The 16,755-nt window shown below is 70.9% G+C and carries 14 protein-coding genes; 10 read left to right on the forward strand and 4 right to left on the reverse strand.

Translation table 11 applies throughout. From position 1 onward, the window contains the following. Positions 1–1,161, reverse strand: a 1,161-nt coding sequence (locus ACNFOC_RS08260) for a glycoside hydrolase family 27 protein (RefSeq protein WP_416958210.1), incomplete at its 3' end; no start/stop codon positions are given. 64 nt (positions 1,162–1,225) lie between these two features. Continuing rightward, on the reverse strand, positions 1,226–2,398 hold the full coding sequence (locus tag ACNFOC_RS08265; RefSeq protein ID WP_416958212.1) for an ROK family transcriptional regulator: 1,173 nt from the start codon (positions 2,396–2,398) through the stop codon (positions 1,226–1,228). A 135-nt stretch (positions 2,399–2,533) separates the two neighbouring features. Here ACNFOC_RS08265 and ACNFOC_RS08270 point away from each other — a divergent pair, with 135 nt between their 5' ends. Then, positions 2,534–3,277 (forward strand): hypothetical protein, encoded by a 744-nt coding sequence (locus ACNFOC_RS08270; protein WP_416958214.1) that lies wholly within the window; start codon positions 2,534–2,536, stop codon positions 3,275–3,277. Between the two features lie 72 nt (positions 3,278–3,349). On the opposite strand, the gene ACNFOC_RS08275 is transcribed toward ACNFOC_RS08270, so the two are convergent. Then, positions 3,350–5,152 carry a M4 family metallopeptidase gene (locus ACNFOC_RS08275; RefSeq protein WP_416958217.1) on the reverse strand — a complete coding sequence of 601 codons (1,803 nt, stop codon included), beginning with the start codon at positions 5,150–5,152 and terminating at the stop codon, positions 3,350–3,352. A 307-nt stretch (positions 5,153–5,459) separates the two neighbouring features. Between ACNFOC_RS08275 and ACNFOC_RS08280 the strand changes: the two genes are divergently transcribed. The 9 genes from ACNFOC_RS08280 to ACNFOC_RS08320 all read left to right on the forward strand — a co-directional run bounded on the left by ACNFOC_RS08280 (position 5,460) and on the right by ACNFOC_RS08320 (position 16,303). Next, complete coding sequence (locus tag ACNFOC_RS08280; RefSeq protein WP_416958219.1) at positions 5,460–6,719, forward strand: serine hydrolase domain-containing protein; 1,260 nt, start codon at positions 5,460–5,462, stop codon at positions 6,717–6,719. Positions 6,720–6,885: 166 nt separating this feature from the next. After that, entirely contained in the window at positions 6,886–8,349 is a 1,464-nt protein-coding gene (locus ACNFOC_RS08285) for a CAP domain-containing protein (RefSeq protein WP_416958221.1), read from the forward strand. A 66-nt stretch (positions 8,350–8,415) separates the two neighbouring features. Next, a complete protein-coding gene (locus ACNFOC_RS08290) occupies positions 8,416–9,093 on the forward strand; it encodes an AIM24 family protein (protein ID WP_328685458.1) in 678 nt (225 codons plus the stop codon). Positions 9,094–9,294: 201 nt separating this feature from the next. After that, positions 9,295–10,341, forward strand: a complete 1,047-nt coding sequence (locus tag ACNFOC_RS08295; RefSeq protein ID WP_416958223.1) for a tetratricopeptide repeat protein — start codon at positions 9,295–9,297, stop codon at positions 10,339–10,341. Beyond that, positions 10,338–11,366 (forward strand): polyprenyl synthetase family protein, encoded by a 1,029-nt coding sequence (locus ACNFOC_RS08300; RefSeq protein ID WP_416958225.1) that lies wholly within the window; start codon positions 10,338–10,340, stop codon positions 11,364–11,366. Before ACNFOC_RS08295 ends, ACNFOC_RS08300 begins: the two co-directional genes overlap by 4 nt. A gap of 82 nt (positions 11,367–11,448) precedes the next feature. Beyond that, positions 11,449–12,408 carry a pyridoxal-phosphate dependent enzyme gene (locus ACNFOC_RS08305; RefSeq protein ID WP_416958228.1) on the forward strand — a complete coding sequence of 320 codons (960 nt, stop codon included), beginning with the start codon at positions 11,449–11,451 and terminating at the stop codon, positions 12,406–12,408. A 351-nt stretch (positions 12,409–12,759) separates the two neighbouring features. Further along, positions 12,760–14,406 (forward strand): serine/threonine protein kinase, encoded by a 1,647-nt coding sequence (locus ACNFOC_RS08310; RefSeq protein WP_416958230.1) that lies wholly within the window; start codon positions 12,760–12,762, stop codon positions 14,404–14,406. Positions 14,407–14,521: 115 nt separating this feature from the next. After that, positions 14,522–15,544: a hypothetical protein gene (locus ACNFOC_RS08315; protein ID WP_405976564.1), complete on the forward strand. Its 1,023-nt coding sequence runs from the start codon at positions 14,522–14,524 to the stop codon at positions 15,542–15,544. Between the two features lie 111 nt (positions 15,545–15,655). Further along, positions 15,656–16,303, forward strand: coding sequence for a DUF2238 domain-containing protein (locus ACNFOC_RS08320; RefSeq protein ID WP_416958305.1), 648 nt, complete (start codon positions 15,656–15,658; stop codon positions 16,301–16,303). On the opposite strand, the gene ACNFOC_RS08325 is transcribed toward ACNFOC_RS08320, so the two are convergent. Continuing rightward, on the reverse strand, positions 16,236–16,724 hold the full coding sequence (locus tag ACNFOC_RS08325; RefSeq protein WP_416958232.1) for a DUF6328 family protein: 489 nt from the start codon (positions 16,722–16,724) through the stop codon (positions 16,236–16,238). The genes ACNFOC_RS08320 and ACNFOC_RS08325 overlap by 68 nt on opposite strands. Between the last annotated feature and the right edge of the window lie 31 nt (positions 16,725–16,755).

Genomic DNA, 16,755 nt, shown 5'->3' on the forward strand with positions numbered 1-16,755 from the left:
GGTGACGGGGCGGGCGGGCGGCGCGTCGCTCTGGTCGACGGCGATGACCTCGCGGTTGGTCAGCAGGGAGACGCCGTAGTCGTCGAGCTTGGTGAGGTCGTCACCGGTGAACAGCGGGGACTTGGCCACGGCCCAGAGGGTCGCGTAGCTCTGGCGCTCCGCCTTGGTCAGGCCGTCCATCGCGCCGTTGCCGACGTCCAGGGAGTCGAGGTCGTTCCAGCCGCCGGGGCCTGCCTTGTCGGTCCAGGCGGGGGTGTCGTCCCAGCGGTCGTCGACCGAGTTCTCCCAGGTGACAAGGGTGTTGCAGTAGCACTCGACGTCGGTGTCGATGCGCCAGCCGTTGGAGTACTTCTGCCAGTCGGCCGCGTGTCCGTAGTCCAGGGACCAGGAGACTTCCAGGTGGATGGGGCGTCCGGTGTCGGTGATGGCCTTGTTCCAGGCGGCGACATCGGCAACGTTGTCGTATTGGTCGCCGCTCTTTCCGGAGCCGGGACCGACACCGTCCAGCTTGAGGAAGTCGTAACCCCAGCCGGCGATCAACTGGGCCTGGGAGTCGATGTACTTCTGGGCGCAGGGCTTCGAGAAGTCGATCTTGTACGCGCTGTCCCAGCCGTTGGTGGTGCGCAGGTCGCTGTAGACGATGTCGGCGGTGGTGCAGCCGTCGGCGTTCCAGATGGGCGTCTTGCCGTCGCCGTAAGCGCCCTTCTCCAGGCCGGCGGGTAGGTAGATTCCGGCCTTGAGGCCCTTGGAGTGGATTCGGTCGGCAACGGCCTTCATACCGCTGGGGAAGCGGACCGGGTCGGCCTTCTGGCGTCCGTACTGGTCGTATCCGGACTTCCAGGCCTTGTCCATCCACCAGCCGGCGTCGATGTTGAGGTAGTCGTAGCCGTACTTCTTCAGCTTGCTCGCGAGGGCGTCGGTCTGCTTGTTGACGTTCGCCTCGGTGAGGTAGCTGTAGTCGCCGTCCGGGTTGAGGCCGGGGTACTTGGACGACTGCATGCTCCAACTCGACCAGCCCATATAGGGCTTGGCGGCGACAGCGGAGGCCGTGTCCACAGCGGGGGTGGCCGCGTGCGCGGTGGGGAGATGGGTGGCGAAGCCGGCGGTGAGGGCCAGGACCACCATGGCTCTCAGGGCGCGGACGGGCGTGAGGGAGTACATCGTCGGGCTCCTCGTGCGGGTAGGAGTGTGGCGGGCGTAGAGGGGGCGTGGGTGATCGGGCGGGCTAGTCGGCGGCTCGGATGAAGGACTGGATCGCGGTGGCGGCGGCCCCGCGGGCCCATTCGTCGAAGGGCAGGGGACGGGTGTACACGTCGCACCGGGCGGCGGAGCCGAAGGCCGCGGCGGCGAAGGAGTCGCGGATCTGCTCGGCGAACAGGTCGTAGGCGGCCAGGCCCTCGCCGGAGATGATCACGCGTTCGGGGCCGAGCAGGTTGGCCACGGTCGCGATGCCCCGGCCGATCGCCTCACCGGCCCGCGCGTACACCTCGCGCGCTCCGGCGTCGCCCCGGTGCGCGAGGGCCAACGCCTCGGCGGTGTCGGCGACCTGGACGCCGGTCACCTCGCGGACGCGGGCGACGATCGCGGCGTCCCCGGCGATCGCCTCGACGCAGCCGCGGTTGCCGCAGTGGCACAGCGGCCCGCCGGGATCGACGACCACGTGCCCGATCTCACCGGCCACCCCGTGGGCGCCGGCGACGACCCGGCCGTGCACGACCAGTCCACAGCCGATGCCCGCGCCGACGGTCACCACGGCGAAGTCCGTGAGACCCGCGCCGGCGCCGAACCACTGCTCGGCGACGGTCAGCGCGCGCACGTCGTTGTCGACGGTGACCGGCAACCCCGTTGTCATGGCGGCCAGTTCGGCCAGGCGTACGTCACGCCACTCCAGGAACGGCGAGTAGCGGACGACCCCCTCGCCGCGGTCCACGTCACCGGAGACCGCGAGCCCGAGGCCGAGCACCTGGATGCCCAAGTCGTCCGCCTCGACGCGGAGTTCCTGGGCCAGGTCGGCGATCGTCGACAGCACCGCCTTGGGATCGTGGTCGGTCAGCGGCACATGGCGGGCGACGCGGATGCGGCAGCACAGGTCGGCGAGGACGCCGATGATCTCGTCGCCGGTCACCTTGACCCCGATGAACAACGCCCGTCCGCCGTCGACCCGGACGAGGTTCGCTGGCCGCCCGAGCGCCGGGGGCGCGTCCTGGTCGGCGCCCTCCGCCAGATACCCGGCCTCCATCAGCGGCCGGACCGCCTTGGTCACGGCGGCCGCCGACAGCCCTGCCCGGCGGGCCACCTCGAGACGGGTGAGGGGGCCGTGGGACAGCACGGTCGTGAAGACCTGTGAGACGGCCGGCGTGTGTGCCGGGAACGACTCGGTACGGGGGATCGAGCGCATGGCGGGAACCTAGATCCCTTCTTTTCCGTCGTCAATAAAAGAAGCAGGATTTGTCGAAGCGAAGTTGTGAGCCGCCTGAGCGGAACTGATGCCTGCCGAGGCCTCGTTGTCAGTGCCGGGCGGCACAATCGCCGTATGACGACGATCGATTGGTCCGAGCTGACCCATGCCTACGGCAGCGCAGAGGACGTCCCGGGCCTGTTCGCGCGCCTCGGCGGCACCGAGGACGACGCCGTGTGGCAGGAGTTGTGGGGTTCGCTGTGCCACCAGGGTTCGGTGTACGACGCGAGCTGGGCGGCGATGCCCGTGCTCACCGACATCGCGCTGGGCCGGGCGCCGGGCGGGCCGATACAGGCGGTCACCATGGCCGGGCTGATCACCACGGACCCGGACGAGGAGTGCCGTGCGCGGTACGCGCGCGAGATAGCCCAACTGCTCGATGCGGCAAGGGCGTTGCGCGCCGATCCGGGGCAGGACGCGCACACCTACGTGTACCTGACGATGGCCGTGCTCGCCTTCGAGGGCGGTGAGGTGTGGGCCGAGGCACTGGAAGGGGTGAACAGCGAGGAGTACGACCTGGAGTGTCCCGAGTGCGAGGACGGCCTGTTCGTCGCGTTCGGCTCGTACGGCGTCTTCACCTCGGCCGGTGACTACGTGACCGGCGCGGGCAAGGAGGAGGCCACGGAGGGGCGTACGGAACTTGTACCGGCCACACCCGGCCAGCTCGACGGCATCGGTGCGCGACTGCACGGCGAGGCGGTCCAGTTCGGGCAGACGGAGGTGGCGCGGGCGCTGACGTACGTGTTCGGGAAGGCCAGTTGCCCTTCCTGCGAGGCCGTGTTCACCGTGTCCGAGGAGGTCGAGAAGCAGTGGATCTGAGGAGGTCGACAAGCTGCGGGCCGAGGCCGGGTGTCCGGGTGCCCCGCTCGTGGCAGGGCACCCGGACGGTCATCAGTGCCTGGCGGCAGGGGTGTTGGCGACCGCGACGTTCACGGCGGCCCAGGCCTGGTCGACGGTCTTGTACGCCGTGCTGCTCGCGCCGTAGAGGTCCGCCGCGGCCTTCAGCGTCGCGGTGCGCGCGTCGTGGAAGTCGGTGGTGGACACCATGTAGCGGGTCAGCGCGCGGTAGAAGATCGCCGTGGCCTTGGCGCGTCCGATGCCGGTGACCGTCGACCCGTCGTAGGTGGGCGAGTCGTAGGCGAAGCCGCCGATCGTCTTGCGGCCGCTGCCCTCCGCGAGGAGGTAGTAGGCGTGCGAGGAGACTCCGGAGCCGGCGTGCACCTCGGCGTCGTACGTCTGCGGCGACCAGTAGTCGATCGTGCCCTCCAGCTTGTCGAGGGAGGGGTGGTCGAGGCGGCGCAGGAACTTCTGGGCGAGGCCGAGCTTCTCGCCGATCAGGTAGTTCGGCGGGTTCTTGGCGTTGTTGGCGCTGAACTCGACGTTGGAGCCGAAGATGTCCGCGAGGGACTCGTTCAGGGAGCCCGCCTCGCCGTACTGGTTGCCGTCGGCGTCGACGCGGGTGGGCTCCAGCTTGGCGGTGGCGTCCACGACGCCGTGGGTGAGTTCGTGGCCGGTGACGTCGAGGACGACGAGCGGCTTCTTGAACATGTCCCCGTCGCCGTCGCCGTAGAGCATGCAGCCGCAGGTCGAGTCCCAGAAGGCGTTGGCCACCTTGTTGCCGAAGTGGACCATGCCGCGGGCGGCCTTGCCGTTGTTGGCTATGCCCTTGCGGCCGAAGGTCTTCTTGTAGAAGTCCAGGGTCTTGGTGATGCCGTACTGGGCGTCGACGGCGGCGCTGTCGCGGTGCGAGACGGTGCCGTTGCCCCACTTGTTCGTCGTGGTGGTGAACTTCTTGCCCTGCGCGAAGTTCTCCAGTTCCTTCCCCTTGGCGTCGCGGGTCTCGGTGCCCCAGCGGGTCGGGTCCTTGAGGAGGTAACTGGTGCGCGCGGTGCGGGTGGTGGTGAGCGGTACCTTGCCGGCGAAGAGGGAGGTGCCGGTGCCCGAGGCGGTGACCGGGTAGTGGACCGCGCGGGTCGCGGCGGCTGCCGTGAGGGACGTCGGCTGTACGCCGGTGCCGGTGGCGGGGTCCAGGGTCTCGCCGCGCTCGCGCAGGGCGTCGAGCAGCTTGGGCGAGAGGAACTCGTCGCTGTCGGGGGTGTTGCTGCGGACCTTACCGGTGACGGCGTCGATGACGACCGTGCGGGTGCCGGCGGCCTCGGCGGTGCCGCTGTCGCTGACGGGCACCTGGTAGGCGAGGGCGGCTCCCCCGTCCCGGGCGTCCACCACGAGGTGGGCGGTGCCCGCGTCGCCCTTTCCGACGGCGGCGGCCTTCGCCTCGGCCTGACCTGCCGTCAGCCTGGCCCGCGTGGTGGCGGGCCTGACGCTCTGGTCGGCCGCCCGGGTGACGCCGGTGTAGGCCAGCTGGTGGGAGAGATGGACGACGAGGTCGCCGCCGAGGACGGGCATGCCCTGGTGCGTGCGTAGGAACCGCACATGGCGTGCGCCCTCGGGGTCGATCATCACGTCCTGGGCCCGGAGTTCATCGCCCCGCGTGACACCGGTCGCCGACGCGTGCGCGAACGCGGCGGCACGCGCGGTCGTGACGACGGACGCGGCACTGGTGCCGGTGTCAGTCGAGGACGTCGCACCGTCCGTCCCCGTGGCCGGTCCCGCGAAGGCCGTGCCGGCCAGCCCCGTGGCGGCCGTCGTCACCGCGACGGCGACCGCCAGGCCGCGTATGTGGGGTCCACGCATGGATGAGGGCTCCTCCGTACGAAGACGGCCGGGATCCCCAACCGCCTTGAGACAGGGCGCGGTTGAAAGCGCCCGCGGGACTGGTCGGGCCCCGGACCGAAACCCTCACGCATCCACCATGTACATGTAAAGCCGAAATGAACGGTTTTCGAGCCTTTCATGGCAATACTTGGCAAATCCGCATCGCTCAGTGATCAGCGAATGACCAACTGTGCGTCAGCTGTGGAGATGTGACGGGGCGCGAGAAGGTTGCCTCGCCCGACTGTGATCGATCTCGCATACCGAGAAAAAAACGGGAGAGAACCGGATGGTCTCAAGAACGGTGCGCAGGGCCACGGCGTCGGCGGCGGCACTGCTGACGCTCACGGCGGTACCGGCGCATGCCGCGACCCATGGGTCGGACACCACGAGAACCAGCAGCGCGGCCGCACTTCCGGCCCCCGACATGGCAGGTCTCCGTGCCGTGTTGCGCACGCTCACGACACAGGGCGCGCCCGGGGCGATCGCCCGCATCGACGACCACGGCACCGTCCACACGGCCGCCGCGGGCATCGACGACCGCTCGACACGTCGGGCCATCGGCAACGCCGACCGCTTCCGCATCGGCAGCGTCACCAAGTCGTTCTCCGCGGTCGTCCTGCTGCAACTGGTCGACGCCCACAAGCTGAACCTGGACGCCTCGGTCGACCGCTACCTCCCCGGACTGCTGCCGGACAAGCGGATCACCGTGCGCCACGTAATGAGCCACCGCAGCGGTCTGTACGACTACACGAACTCCATGTTCGCCAGCTCGGTCTCCGGCTTCGAGGCCGTACGCGACAAGGTCTTCACCTACCGACAGCTGGTCCAGCTGTCGCTCAGGCACGCGCGCACCAACTCGCCGGGCGCCGCCTACTCGTACTCGAACACCAACTTCGTCGTCGCCGGGATGCTCATCGAGAAACTGACGGGCCACTCCGTGGCGACCGAGTACCGCGACCGGATCATCAAGCCGCTCAAGCTCCGCGACACCTTCTACGTCCACCCGGCCACGAAGATCCCGGGCCGGTACGCCCACGGCTATCTCACCCCGGACCGCGCGGGCGCGAAGCTGGTCGACGCCACCGACCAGACGGTGTCCTGGGCGCAGAGCGCCGGCGCTGTCATCTCCACCACGCGCGACCTGAACACCTTCTTCTCCGCGCTGCTCGGCGGCAGGCTCACCTCCGCCGCCCAACTCGCGCAGATGGAGCGGTGGACCCCGGTCAACAGCACGACCCGGTACGGGCTCGGACTGCGCCGCCGCGATCTGTCCTGCGGTGTCTCGGTGTACGGCCACACGGGCGCGGTCCAGGGTTTCTACACCTACTCCTTCACCTCGAAGGACGGCCGCCGCAGCCTCACCGCGCTGGCCAACACCTCCAACAACGGCACGGTGCTGAACACCATGGCGCGCACCCTGGAGTCGGCGTTCTGCGGCAAGCGGACGAGGGCGATCCAGAGCTCACCGCTCACGGGCCGGGGCTCCTACGTCACCGAACGGAACGTGGCCTACGAGGACATCGCGCCGGGGGTCGCACGGGACTGAGGACGCGGTGCGGAGGCGGGGGTCGGGCAGCGTCGCTCTCCGGCCCCCGCCTCCGCACGTGGGAACCCTCGCGCCTTGGCGGGACGTTGAGTGGAGGACGAAGTCCCCCACCGAAGTCCCCCACCGGGGAACTCCCCCACCGGGCACGAACAACGAGGGCGGTGCCATGAACGAGCTGGTGCCGGGCGGCAATCTACCCCTTCCGGGCGGCGCCCTGACCCTGTGGGTGCCCGGCCCCTTCGACATCTCGGCGTTGATCACGAACGAGAGCGGCAAGGTCGGCGGTGACGCGGACTTCGTGTTCTACAACCAGCCGACGGCGCCCGGAGCGCGGCTGCGGGACGACACCCTGGCCATCGACCCGGCCCGCCTGCGCACCGGCGCCGCGCGGGTCACCGTCGTCATCAGTCCCGCCGATCCCGGGACCCCCTTGGGCCGCCTGCCCGCACCGACCCTCCATGTGACGGACGCCGGCGGCCGGCCCCTCACCCGCTTCACCCCACCACGCCCCCAGCGCGAGACCGTCCTGCTCCTCGCCGAGCTCTACCGGCGCGGCACCGGCTGGAAGCTGCGCGCACTGGGACAGGGGTACGCGGACGGACTCGCGGGTGTCGCGCGGGACTTCGGCGTGGACATCGCCGAGGACACGGTCCCCGCGCCGGACCGAGGGGCGGGAACGGGAGGCGGCGCAGGCTCCGCCGCGTCACCCCCGACGCCGGGCACCTCCCCTCGGTCCACGACCACCTCGCGGCCCGCATCCGCGTCCGGCCCGCGACGATCAGCGTCCGTCCCCGCGCCCCGAACGGCGTCCCCCGCAGGCCCGTACCACGGCTCGCCCACTTCCCCGGCGCCCGACCGCACCGACTTCCTCTCCCTCGCCAACTCGGCCCGCGCCGACGCCGGTTCACCGCCGGTCTCCCTCGACCCGCGGCTCGTCTCCGCCGCTCAGGCCCACGCCGCCGGCATGGCCGCAGCCGGACACCTCGGCGCCGAGAGCCGTGACGGCACGTCCGTGTACCAGCGGGTCGTCCGCGCCGGTTACGCCTACCTCACCATCGGCGAGCACCTGGTCTCCGGACCGCGCACCCCCGCCGAGTTCGTCGAATACTGCCTGCGCACCGAGAAGGCCCGCCGGACGCTGCTGGAGCGGGAGTTCACGCACGCGGGTCTCGCCCAGGCCGTCGACGCCCGCTCCGGTGACGTCTTCTGGACGGCGCTGTGGGCAAGGCCGTTCACAGTGGGCGACCTGGCCCGTACGGCGGAGCGGGTCGTCGACTTGACCAACGCGGAGCGCGCCAGGGCCGGGTTGCGCGCACTGGCCGTAGACCCGCTGCTGGCCGCCGCCGCGCAGGCGCACAGCACCGACATGGTGGCCCGCGCCTTCTACTCGCACACCTCGCCCGACGGTTCGCAGCCGTGGGACCGGGCGGCCGCCGCGGGTTCGCGCAGGCGCACGATCGGCGAGAACATCGCCTGCGGTCAGCGATCGGCCGCCGAGGTCGTGCAGGGATGGATGAACAGCCCCGGGCATCGCGCCAACATCCTCAAGCCGGACTTCACCCACATCGGCATCGGCTTCGCGGGCGGCGGACAGATGGGGACGTACTGGACGCAGCTCTTCGGTGCCTGACCGCCCGGGACGGTCAACCCGTCCACGATCTTGGCGGAATGAGATCTTCCGGGTCAGGATGCCCGCATGAAGGGTGATCTGTTTTCCAGTGAGCACATGGTGCAGCCGGCCACCGCGCCGGGCATGACCGTCGAGAATGCCAAGTGCATCAGGTACGCGGTCAACGGCGAGATGCTCGCCCGCCAGGGGGCGATGATCGCCTACCGCGGCAACCTCCAGTTCGAGCGCAAGGGCCAGGGCGTGGGCGGCATGCTCAAGCGCGCGGTCACCGGTGAGGGGCTGCCGCTGATGGCGGTGCGCGGGCAGGGCGAGGCGTGGTTCGCGCACGAGGCGCAGAACTGTTTCGTGGTCGAGATCGACCCCGGTGACGAGTTCACCGTCAACGGCCGCAACGTCCTGTGTTTCGACGCCTCGTTGTCGTACGCGATCAAGACGGTGAAGGGCTCCGGCATCGCGGGCGGCGGCCTCTTCAACAGCGTCTTCACCGGGCAGGGCAAGCTGGGTCTGGTCTGCGAGGGCAACCCGCTGGTCATACCGGTCTCGGCGCAGTACCCGGTGTTCGTCGACACGGACGCGGTGGTCGGCTGGTCGGCCCACCTCCAGACCTCGTTGCACCGTTCGCAGTCCATCGGGTCGATGCTGCGCGGCGGCTCCGGCGAGGCGGTCCAACTCATGCTCCAGGGCGAGGGGTTCGTCGTCGTACGGCCCAGCGAGGAGACCCCGCAGAAGGCGCAGCAGCACTGAGGTCGCGGCGAGTGATCTACGCCTCAGAGGCAACCTCGCCGTACACATCGACGTCTTGATCCACATCAGCGGATGACGCCCTGGCCCCCACGGCCAGGGCTCATTTTCGACGATCTATGCACAGGATGTATACACACAACGTATACCCACTACGTATACACACAGTGTCTACATGCGGTGCATACGGACCGAAAGGCATCGATGTACGGCAAGGCATTCGCTCCGGAGTACCAGGGCGCCCTCACCACCCTGTCCGTGAACTCCTCACTGGTCGACGTACTGGCCGCCGGCACCGAGCAGTTGGCGGCGGCCGAGCGGTCCGGACAGTCCGGGGAAGCGGCCCGCTCGGGGCTCGCGGTCGCCGAGGCGCACCGGCGGCTCGGGCAGGTGCGGGAGGCGGACCGGGCGTGGAAGGCGAGTTACCGCGCCGCCCGCGAGGCCGGGGACACGGCCGCGATGGCCTGGGCGATGTGGAGCGGCGGCACCCTGGCCCGGCAGCGCGGCGCGTTCCCGCTGGCCTGGCGGCTGTTGGGGCTCGCCGCCGAACTCGGCGAGCGCGGCGGCGACATCGTCGTACGGGGCTACTCGCTGGCGGGCCTCGCCGAGACCGGCCGCATCCAGGGCGACTACGAGGCCGTGGCGCGCCTGCACGAACAGCTCCTCGCCGAGGCCCGCAAGCGCGGCGAGGCCCGGCACACGGTGTGGGCACTGGAGGGCATCGCGCAGATCCATCGCAACAGGGGTTCCTACGACACCGCGTTCGCGATGTTCGAGGAGGCGGCCGAGATCGCGGCGGGCGCCGACGACAGGCGCGGACACGCCTGGGCGCTGCGCGGACTCGCCGACATCGTCTCCGTGCGCGACCAGGACACCGAGCGGGCGCTCGGCCTGCTGTCCGAGGCGGAGGAGAGCTGCCGCGCGATGACGTTGTCCAGCGCGCTCGCCTACAACCACAAGATGCGCGGCAACGTCCTTTACCGCGCCGGGCGTTACGCCGAGGCGCGGGACCTCTACGAGCAGGCGCTCGCCGAGTTCCGCGCGATGAGCGAGCCGCGCGGCGAGGCCCTCTCCCGGCTGGGCCTGGCCAAGTCCCTGGCCCGGCTGGGCCGCGACCGCACCGAGACGGCGGCCGAACTCGCCGAGCTGGCACGGACGTTGGAACGGATAGGCCTGCGACACGCACGGGAGATGGTGGCCCGGGCGCAGGACGAGCTGGGCGTCGGCGGCACGGCGGAGGTCGTACGGTGACGGCGCGTTCCTCGACCGTAGCGACACCGTCCGTGCCCCAAGTCCTGTCCCGCTGCCGGGACTTGGTGCGGCCCGCTCTCGCGGAGGCGGTCGGGCGGCTGCATCCGTGGATGGGTGAGATGGCGGCCTACTCGTTCGGCTGGTGCGAGGTGGGCGGCGCTCCCGTCGCCGCGCCGGGCGGCAAGGGCGTACGGCAGGCCCTCGCCGTGCTCGGCGCGGAGGCGGCCGGGGCCCCTGGGCGGGCCGGGGTCGCCGCGGCCGTGGCGGTGGAACTGGTGCACACCTTCTCGCTGTTGCACGACGACATCATGGACGGCGATCCGACCCGGCGCCGCCGCCCCACGGTCTGGAAGGCCTACGGCACGGGACCGGCCGTCCTCGCGGGCGACGCCCTGTTCGCACTGGCCGTGGAGACGCTCGCCGCGGCCCCGGGCGGCGCGGGCGGGCTGCGTCTGCTGTCCACGGCGCTCGGCGACCTGGTGCACGGGCAGGCGGACGACCTGCTGTTCGCGGCGCGCCCCTGGACGGGGCCGGAGCGGGTCCGCCCGGACGAGTACCGGGCGATGGCCGAGGGCAAGACGGGCGCGCTGCTCGGCTGCGCGGTGGCGCTCGGTGCCGTGCTCGGCGGAGCGCCCCCGACGACGGTCGCCGCGCTCGACCGGGCCGGACGGCATCTCGGCATCGCCTTCCAACTGGTCGACGACGTCCTGGGGATCTGGGGCGACCCGGCGGTGACCGGCAAACCCGTGCACGGAGATCTGCGCGAGCGCAAGAAGACCTTCCCGGTCCTGGCCGCGCTCTCCGCCCCCGGCGCCCGACGCCTCGCCGCCCTCCTGGAGTCGGGCACCGAACCCGCCGTGGCGGCCGCGCTGATCGAGGAGGCGGGTGGGCGTGCGGCGGCGCTGGCGGAGGCCCGTCGGCACATCGGCGCCGTGGAGACGGCTCTCGCCGGTGTGCCGCTGACGGCCGGGCCCGCGGACGACCTGCGGTCCCTGCTGGAGTTCCTGGTGCGCCGCGATCTCTGAAACGTGTTGACCTGCGCGTCCTTTCCGGGTCAGGGTCGAATCGGCACGGGTCACCTGTCCCCGGGCCGGAAGGATGACTGCCTTGATCGGCATCTCGGACATCGAAGCCGCCGCCGAGCGGATCGCCGGACACGTCGTGCGCACCCCGACCCTGGAGAGCTTCGGGCTCTCCGAGCTGCTCAGTGTCCCGGTCACGACGAAGCTGGAGCTGTTGCAGCGCACAGGCTCGTTCAAGGCGCGCGGGGCGACCGCGAAGCTGCTGTCGCTGAGCGAGGGCGAGTTGGCGGCCGGAGTGGTGGCGGTCAGCGGCGGCAACCACGGGATCGCGCTCGCGGTCATGGCGGCGGCGCTCGATGTGAAGGCGACGGTGGTCATGCCGCGTTCGGCGCCGGCGCGGTCCGTCGCGCTGGTGGAGGCGGCGGGCGCGTCGCTGCGGCTGACGGACGACATGCCGAGCGCGTTCGCGCTGGTGAACCGGTTGCGGGACGAGGGGCTGACCCTGGTCCACCCGTTCGACGACCCGGTGGTGATCGCCGGACAGGGCACCGTGGGGCTGGAGTTCGCGGAGGACGCCGGTGAACTCACCGACGTCCTGGTGAGCATCGGCGGCGGTGGCCTGATCGCCGGCATCGCCGCCGCCCTGCACGCCCGGCGGCCCGGGATCCGGGTCTGGGGCGTGGAGACGGAGGGCGCCGAGGCCATGTCCGCGGCGCTCGCGGCGGGCGGCCCGGTGCCGGTCACGCCGTCGTCGATCGTGACGACGCTCAGCGCGCCGGCCGTGTCGCAGCTGACGTACGACCATGTGTCGGCCCTCGTCACCGAGGTGCTGACCGTCCCCGACCGGGACGCCGTGCGGGGCTGTCTCGACCTCGCCGAGCACGCCAAGGTGTGGACCGAGCCCGCCGCGGGCTGTCTGCTGCCCGCCGCCCGGCAGGTGCTGCGGCGGGTCGGCGACGGCGCCCGGCTCGGCCTCGTGGTCTGCGGGGGCAACGCGACCGTCGGGGAGATCTCGGCCTGGTCCGAAGACTTCGGACTGCGCTGACTTTCCGTCAACTCACTTCGCCGACAGGTTCGTTGACGGGATCGTGGACAGATCCCTTGACTACGTTGTCGACAAACCCTCGCGTATTCGCGGTCTTCATGTCGGCGTTTACCGCTGGTTACCACCAGGTCGGGGCGGTGATATTCCGCCAGGGAAGCCTCCGGCGCGAATTCACCGGCCCCGGCACACGAGCGGCGACCTGGGAGCTCCCCGCGACTCGATTTCTCGCACACCTGCTCGGCGCCGTTGAATAAAAGGCAAGAAACACAAGGGAATTGGGCTTCCTTTGAACGCAGCCCAGCACACCCACCGTACTTCTGGGAAAGGTGAGAGCCAGGGGTTCAGCGAGGGATGGCCATGGTCGAGACGCACGTCTCCGTACACGAGTCGGTCGCCGGCAGATACCGGCCCATGGAGGTCGCGCACCGCGAGACCAACCGCGTCTCCTGGTACGGCGAGGACACGATCGCCGAACAGCCCTGCCTCCTCACGCAGGTGACCCTCCCCGTCGCCCCGGACCCGGAGGGCGCCGGCCGGATCACCGCCGGCATCCGGCGGACCACCGACGTCATGGTGCTGCTCTGCCCCACCCGGGTCGCCCCGGTCGTCGACGCCGTCGAGGAGGCCGGCACGCTGTGGACCGTCACCGACTGGATCGACGGCACACCGCTCGGCCAACTCCTCGCCCAGCAGGGCACGTTCCACTATGTGCGGGCCGCCCGCATCGGACTCGAACTGCTCGACATCCTGGAGGCGGCGCACAGCGAGGGCATCACGCACGGCGAACTCAGCCCGGGCCAGGTGTTCGTGCGCGACCGGGGCGGGGTCGTCCTCACCGGCTTCGGACTCGCGGGCGCCACCCTCGCGCCGCGGATCACCGCACCGTCGTACGCCTCGCCGGAACAGGCCCGGGACGAGCGCATCGGTCCGGCCGCCGACCTGTGGGCGCTGGGCGCGATCCTCTACACGCTGGTCGAGGGACACCCGCCGTTCCGCGACCGGGGCCGCCCCGAGGCGACCATGAAGGGCGTCGACCGGCTCCCGATGCGCGGCCCGTCGCGCGCAGGGCCGCTGGCGCAGGTCGTGCAGGGGCTGCTGCGCAAGAACTCCCGGGAGCGGCCGACCCGCCCGGTGGTCCGCGAGATCCTCACCCGCATCCTCGAAGAGGACCCGTACGCCGACCGCGAGCCGGTCCCGCTGCCCCGGCTGCGGCGGGCCTACGACGCCGTGCGCGGGGCGGGGACCACCTGGAGCGGCCGGGGCATGGCCGCCGGGACCGCCCTCGCCGTCGGCACCGTCACGGTCGCCGTCCTGGCCGCCACCCACCAGCTGCCCGGCACCCAGACCTCGGCGACGACCGAGCCCTCCCCCCTGCCGTCCGCGTCCGCCTCGGTCAGCACCCCCGGCGAGAACGTCGACGGTCACGCCTACTCTCCGTCCGCCACGCCGTCGCCGACGTCCCCCGCCTCACCGACCGCTTCCGCGTCCGCCTCGCCCTCCGTCACCGCGTCCCCCTCCCCCACCGTCTCGGCGCTGCCGGCCGGCTTCCGGGTGTTCAAGGCGCCGCAGGGCTTCTCCGTCGCGCTCCCCAAGGGCTGGAAGGTGGTGGAGACCCAGCAGGTGTCCGGCGCCTATCGGGTCACCTTCGGTGCCACGGGCGACCCGCGCACGCTGGCGGTGACGTACAGCACGCAGGCGGGCCCGGACCCGGTCGCCATCTGGCGTGACGATGTCCTGCCGGGGCTGAAGCAGACCGAGGGCTTCCAGCAGATCGGCGACATCCAGGCCACCACGTACCAGGGCGACAAGGCCGCCGACCTGGAGTGGCTCTCCGGAACCGGCGACGACCGGGTGCGCACACTCGGCCGCGGTTTCCTGATCGGCGGCGGGCGCAGTTTCTCGCTACGGTGGACGACACCCGCCGACGAATGGAACGACGCGGCCAACCGCCAGGCGTTGCAGACCTTCTTCAAGACCTTCCGGCGGGAATCGAACTGACGGCACCGACGGCGACGCGAGGGCCGGGCGCTCAAACCAGCGGCAATGGGTGGATATAGGCTGCGTGTTCGCACCATGCCTCATCACAAGCCCAGGAGAGTCCGCCTTGACCGTAGTGATCGACCAGGCCGAGACGTCCTTCACCGCTCTCGACGACGCCGGCCTCGTCGCCCGGGACGCGCACGAGTTCGGAGCCTACGCCCGCACCGGCGGCTGGGCGTTCGGCCTCAAGGTGGCGCGCAGCGTCCGGCCCGGCGGGCAGAGCGCGGACGAGACGCCGAAGGTGTCCGCGAAGGAGTTCGCCGAACTCGCCGACTGCTCCCCCGAGCGCGTCATGCGTTACTACAAGGCCTGGGACCGGGCCGCGGACGACGGTCTCGTCCCGCACTTCGAGGAGCTGGCCCCCGGCCAGGAGGTCGAACTCCCGGACGCGGACGTGTGGTTGAACTACTACGTCTCCCGTTCCAGCGCCACCTCCGAGCGCGGCACCGCCATCACCGAGGCCGCCGAGGCCGAGGGCATCCGCCCCACCAAGGCGCTGGAGGTCGCGGAGAACCCGACCGCGCTGCGCGCCGCGATCCTCGCCGACCCGTCCACCGCGCGGGCGGCCCGGCAGGCCCTGCTGGACCGCGTCCGGGAGGACCCGGAACTCCAGTCCGAGCTGGCCCGGGACGTCGTACGCACCGACGACCTGAAGAAGGCGGTGGCGACGGAAAGCCGCTCGGCGGACCGGATCGGCTACGTGCGGCAGATCGCCGAGTCGGGCCAGATCAAGACCCCGGCCGGCCAGACCGTCGACGCGCCCGTCGACCTGCGCCAGGAGGCCGAGCGGCACCTGTCGCTCCTCGACGAGCTGGAGGACGGCGAGGACACCGGCGGGTGGGCCACCGAGGCCTACGACACGATGAAGAACCTGGTCGTCGAGGCGGTGGAGGCCGACCCCGAACTGCGCGTCCAGGAGAAGCGGACCAAGTTCTACAGCAGTCTCCAGAAGGCCACGAAGGCGTTCGAGGAGCTGACCTTCGACGACGCCCAGGACTTCTACGAGGACGACATGGTCCAGCGTCTGGAGGAGCTCCAGCAGGCCATCGACAGCTGCCTCAACGCGCTGCGCAAGACCACCACTCCGGCTGAGTAGCCGTACTCATGTAGCGAGTTGGGCCTTCGGACACGATGGGGCTCCCCACGACAAGGGAGCCCCATCGTGTCCGTTCTCGCTTCCGCACCGCGGCGCCGTCTGCCCGCCGCCATGGTCGCGCTGGTGGTCGTCGGCATGGCCCTCTCCGCCTGGCATCCGCACGACCGCACGACGTGGTTCCTGGAGACCGTGTGGGTCTTCGTCGGACTCCCGGTGATCGTCCTGACCTGGCGCCGCTTCCCCATGACCGGCCTGCTGTGCTGTCTGCTCGCCGCGCACGCGCTGGTCCTCGCCGTGGGCGGCCACTACACGTACGCGGAGGTACCGGCGGGCGACTGGGTCCGTGACACCTTCGGTCTCAGCCGCAATCCCTACGACCGTCTCGGCCACCTCACGCAGGGGTTCGTACCGGCGGTCCTGGTACGGGAGTTGCTCACCCGCACCTCACCGCTGCGCGGCAGCCGCTGGCTGGCGCCGCTCACCGTGTGCGCGTGTCTCGCCTTCAGTGCCCTGTTCGAGCTCTTCGAGTGGGCGGCGGCCGTGATCGGCGGGCACAGTGCGGACGCCTTCCTGGCCACTCAGGGGGATGTGTGGGACACGCAGTGGGACATGTTCTGCGCGCTGATCGGGGCCACGGTCTCGGTGCTGCTGCTCAGCCGGGTCCACGACCGGCAGATGGCGCGGCTCGGGGTCATCGGGTCGTATCGCGCTGTCGCGCCCACAGCGGCAGTACGAACCAGCACAGCAGGTACCAGGTGACCACCCCCGCGACCAGCCAGGGCACGTACGCGTCGTGGGTGGCGACCCGGAGGATCAGCAGCAGTGCGGCGGTCATCGTGGCCAGCAGCAGCACGAGGCCGACGAAGGTCAGCCGGGACGCCCAGCGCACCGCCCGGGGTTTCACGCTCCGGCCGGAGACCAGGCGGTGCAGGGACACCGGGCCGATCAGTGCGCCGGTGGCGGTGGCGCCGAGGACGACGGTCACGAGGTAGAGGACCTGGTTCGCGTGCTCCAGCTGCTCGTACTTCGGGGTGAAGACGACCGTGAGCAGGAACCCGAACAGGATCTGTACGCCGGTCTGCGCGACCCGGACCTCCTGGATGAGCTCGCCCCACATCCGGTCCGCTCTCTCGTCCTCGGACTCGTCGCGCCCCGTCCGCCGATCTTCCTCCTGGGTCATGCGGTCCGTGTAACCGGACCGCCGCCCGTTC

Origin of the sequence: Streptomyces colwelliae (genome assembly GCF_048158785.1) — a bacterium.
Classification (GTDB): domain Bacteria; phylum Actinomycetota; class Actinomycetes; order Streptomycetales; family Streptomycetaceae; genus Streptomyces.

Excerpts from the sequence above, each read along its gene's own strand:
- ACNFOC_RS08275 (WP_416958217.1), bottom strand. The coding sequence starts at position 5,152 with ATGCGTGGACCCCACATACGCGGCCTGGCGGTCGCCGTCGCGGTGACG.
- ACNFOC_RS08290 (WP_328685458.1), top strand. The coding sequence starts at position 8,416 with ATGAAGGGTGATCTGTTTTCCAGTGAGCACATGGTGCAGCCGGCCACC.
- ACNFOC_RS08320 (WP_416958305.1), top strand. The coding sequence starts at position 15,656 with ATGGTCGCGCTGGTGGTCGTCGGCATGGCCCTCTCCGCCTGGCATCCG.
- ACNFOC_RS08295 (WP_416958223.1), top strand. The coding sequence starts at position 9,295 with ATGTACGGCAAGGCATTCGCTCCGGAGTACCAGGGCGCCCTCACCACC.
- ACNFOC_RS08325 (WP_416958232.1), bottom strand. The coding sequence starts at position 16,724 with ATGACCCAGGAGGAAGATCGGCGGACGGGGCGCGACGAGTCCGAGGAC.
- ACNFOC_RS08270 (WP_416958214.1), top strand. The coding sequence starts at position 2,534 with ATGACGACGATCGATTGGTCCGAGCTGACCCATGCCTACGGCAGCGCA.
- ACNFOC_RS08265 (WP_416958212.1), bottom strand. The coding sequence starts at position 2,398 with ATGCGCTCGATCCCCCGTACCGAGTCGTTCCCGGCACACACGCCGGCC.
- ACNFOC_RS08285 (WP_416958221.1), top strand. The coding sequence starts at position 6,886 with ATGAACGAGCTGGTGCCGGGCGGCAATCTACCCCTTCCGGGCGGCGCC.
- ACNFOC_RS08310 (WP_416958230.1), top strand. The coding sequence starts at position 12,760 with ATGGCCATGGTCGAGACGCACGTCTCCGTACACGAGTCGGTCGCCGGC.
- ACNFOC_RS08280 (WP_416958219.1), top strand. The coding sequence starts at position 5,460 with ATGGTCTCAAGAACGGTGCGCAGGGCCACGGCGTCGGCGGCGGCACTG.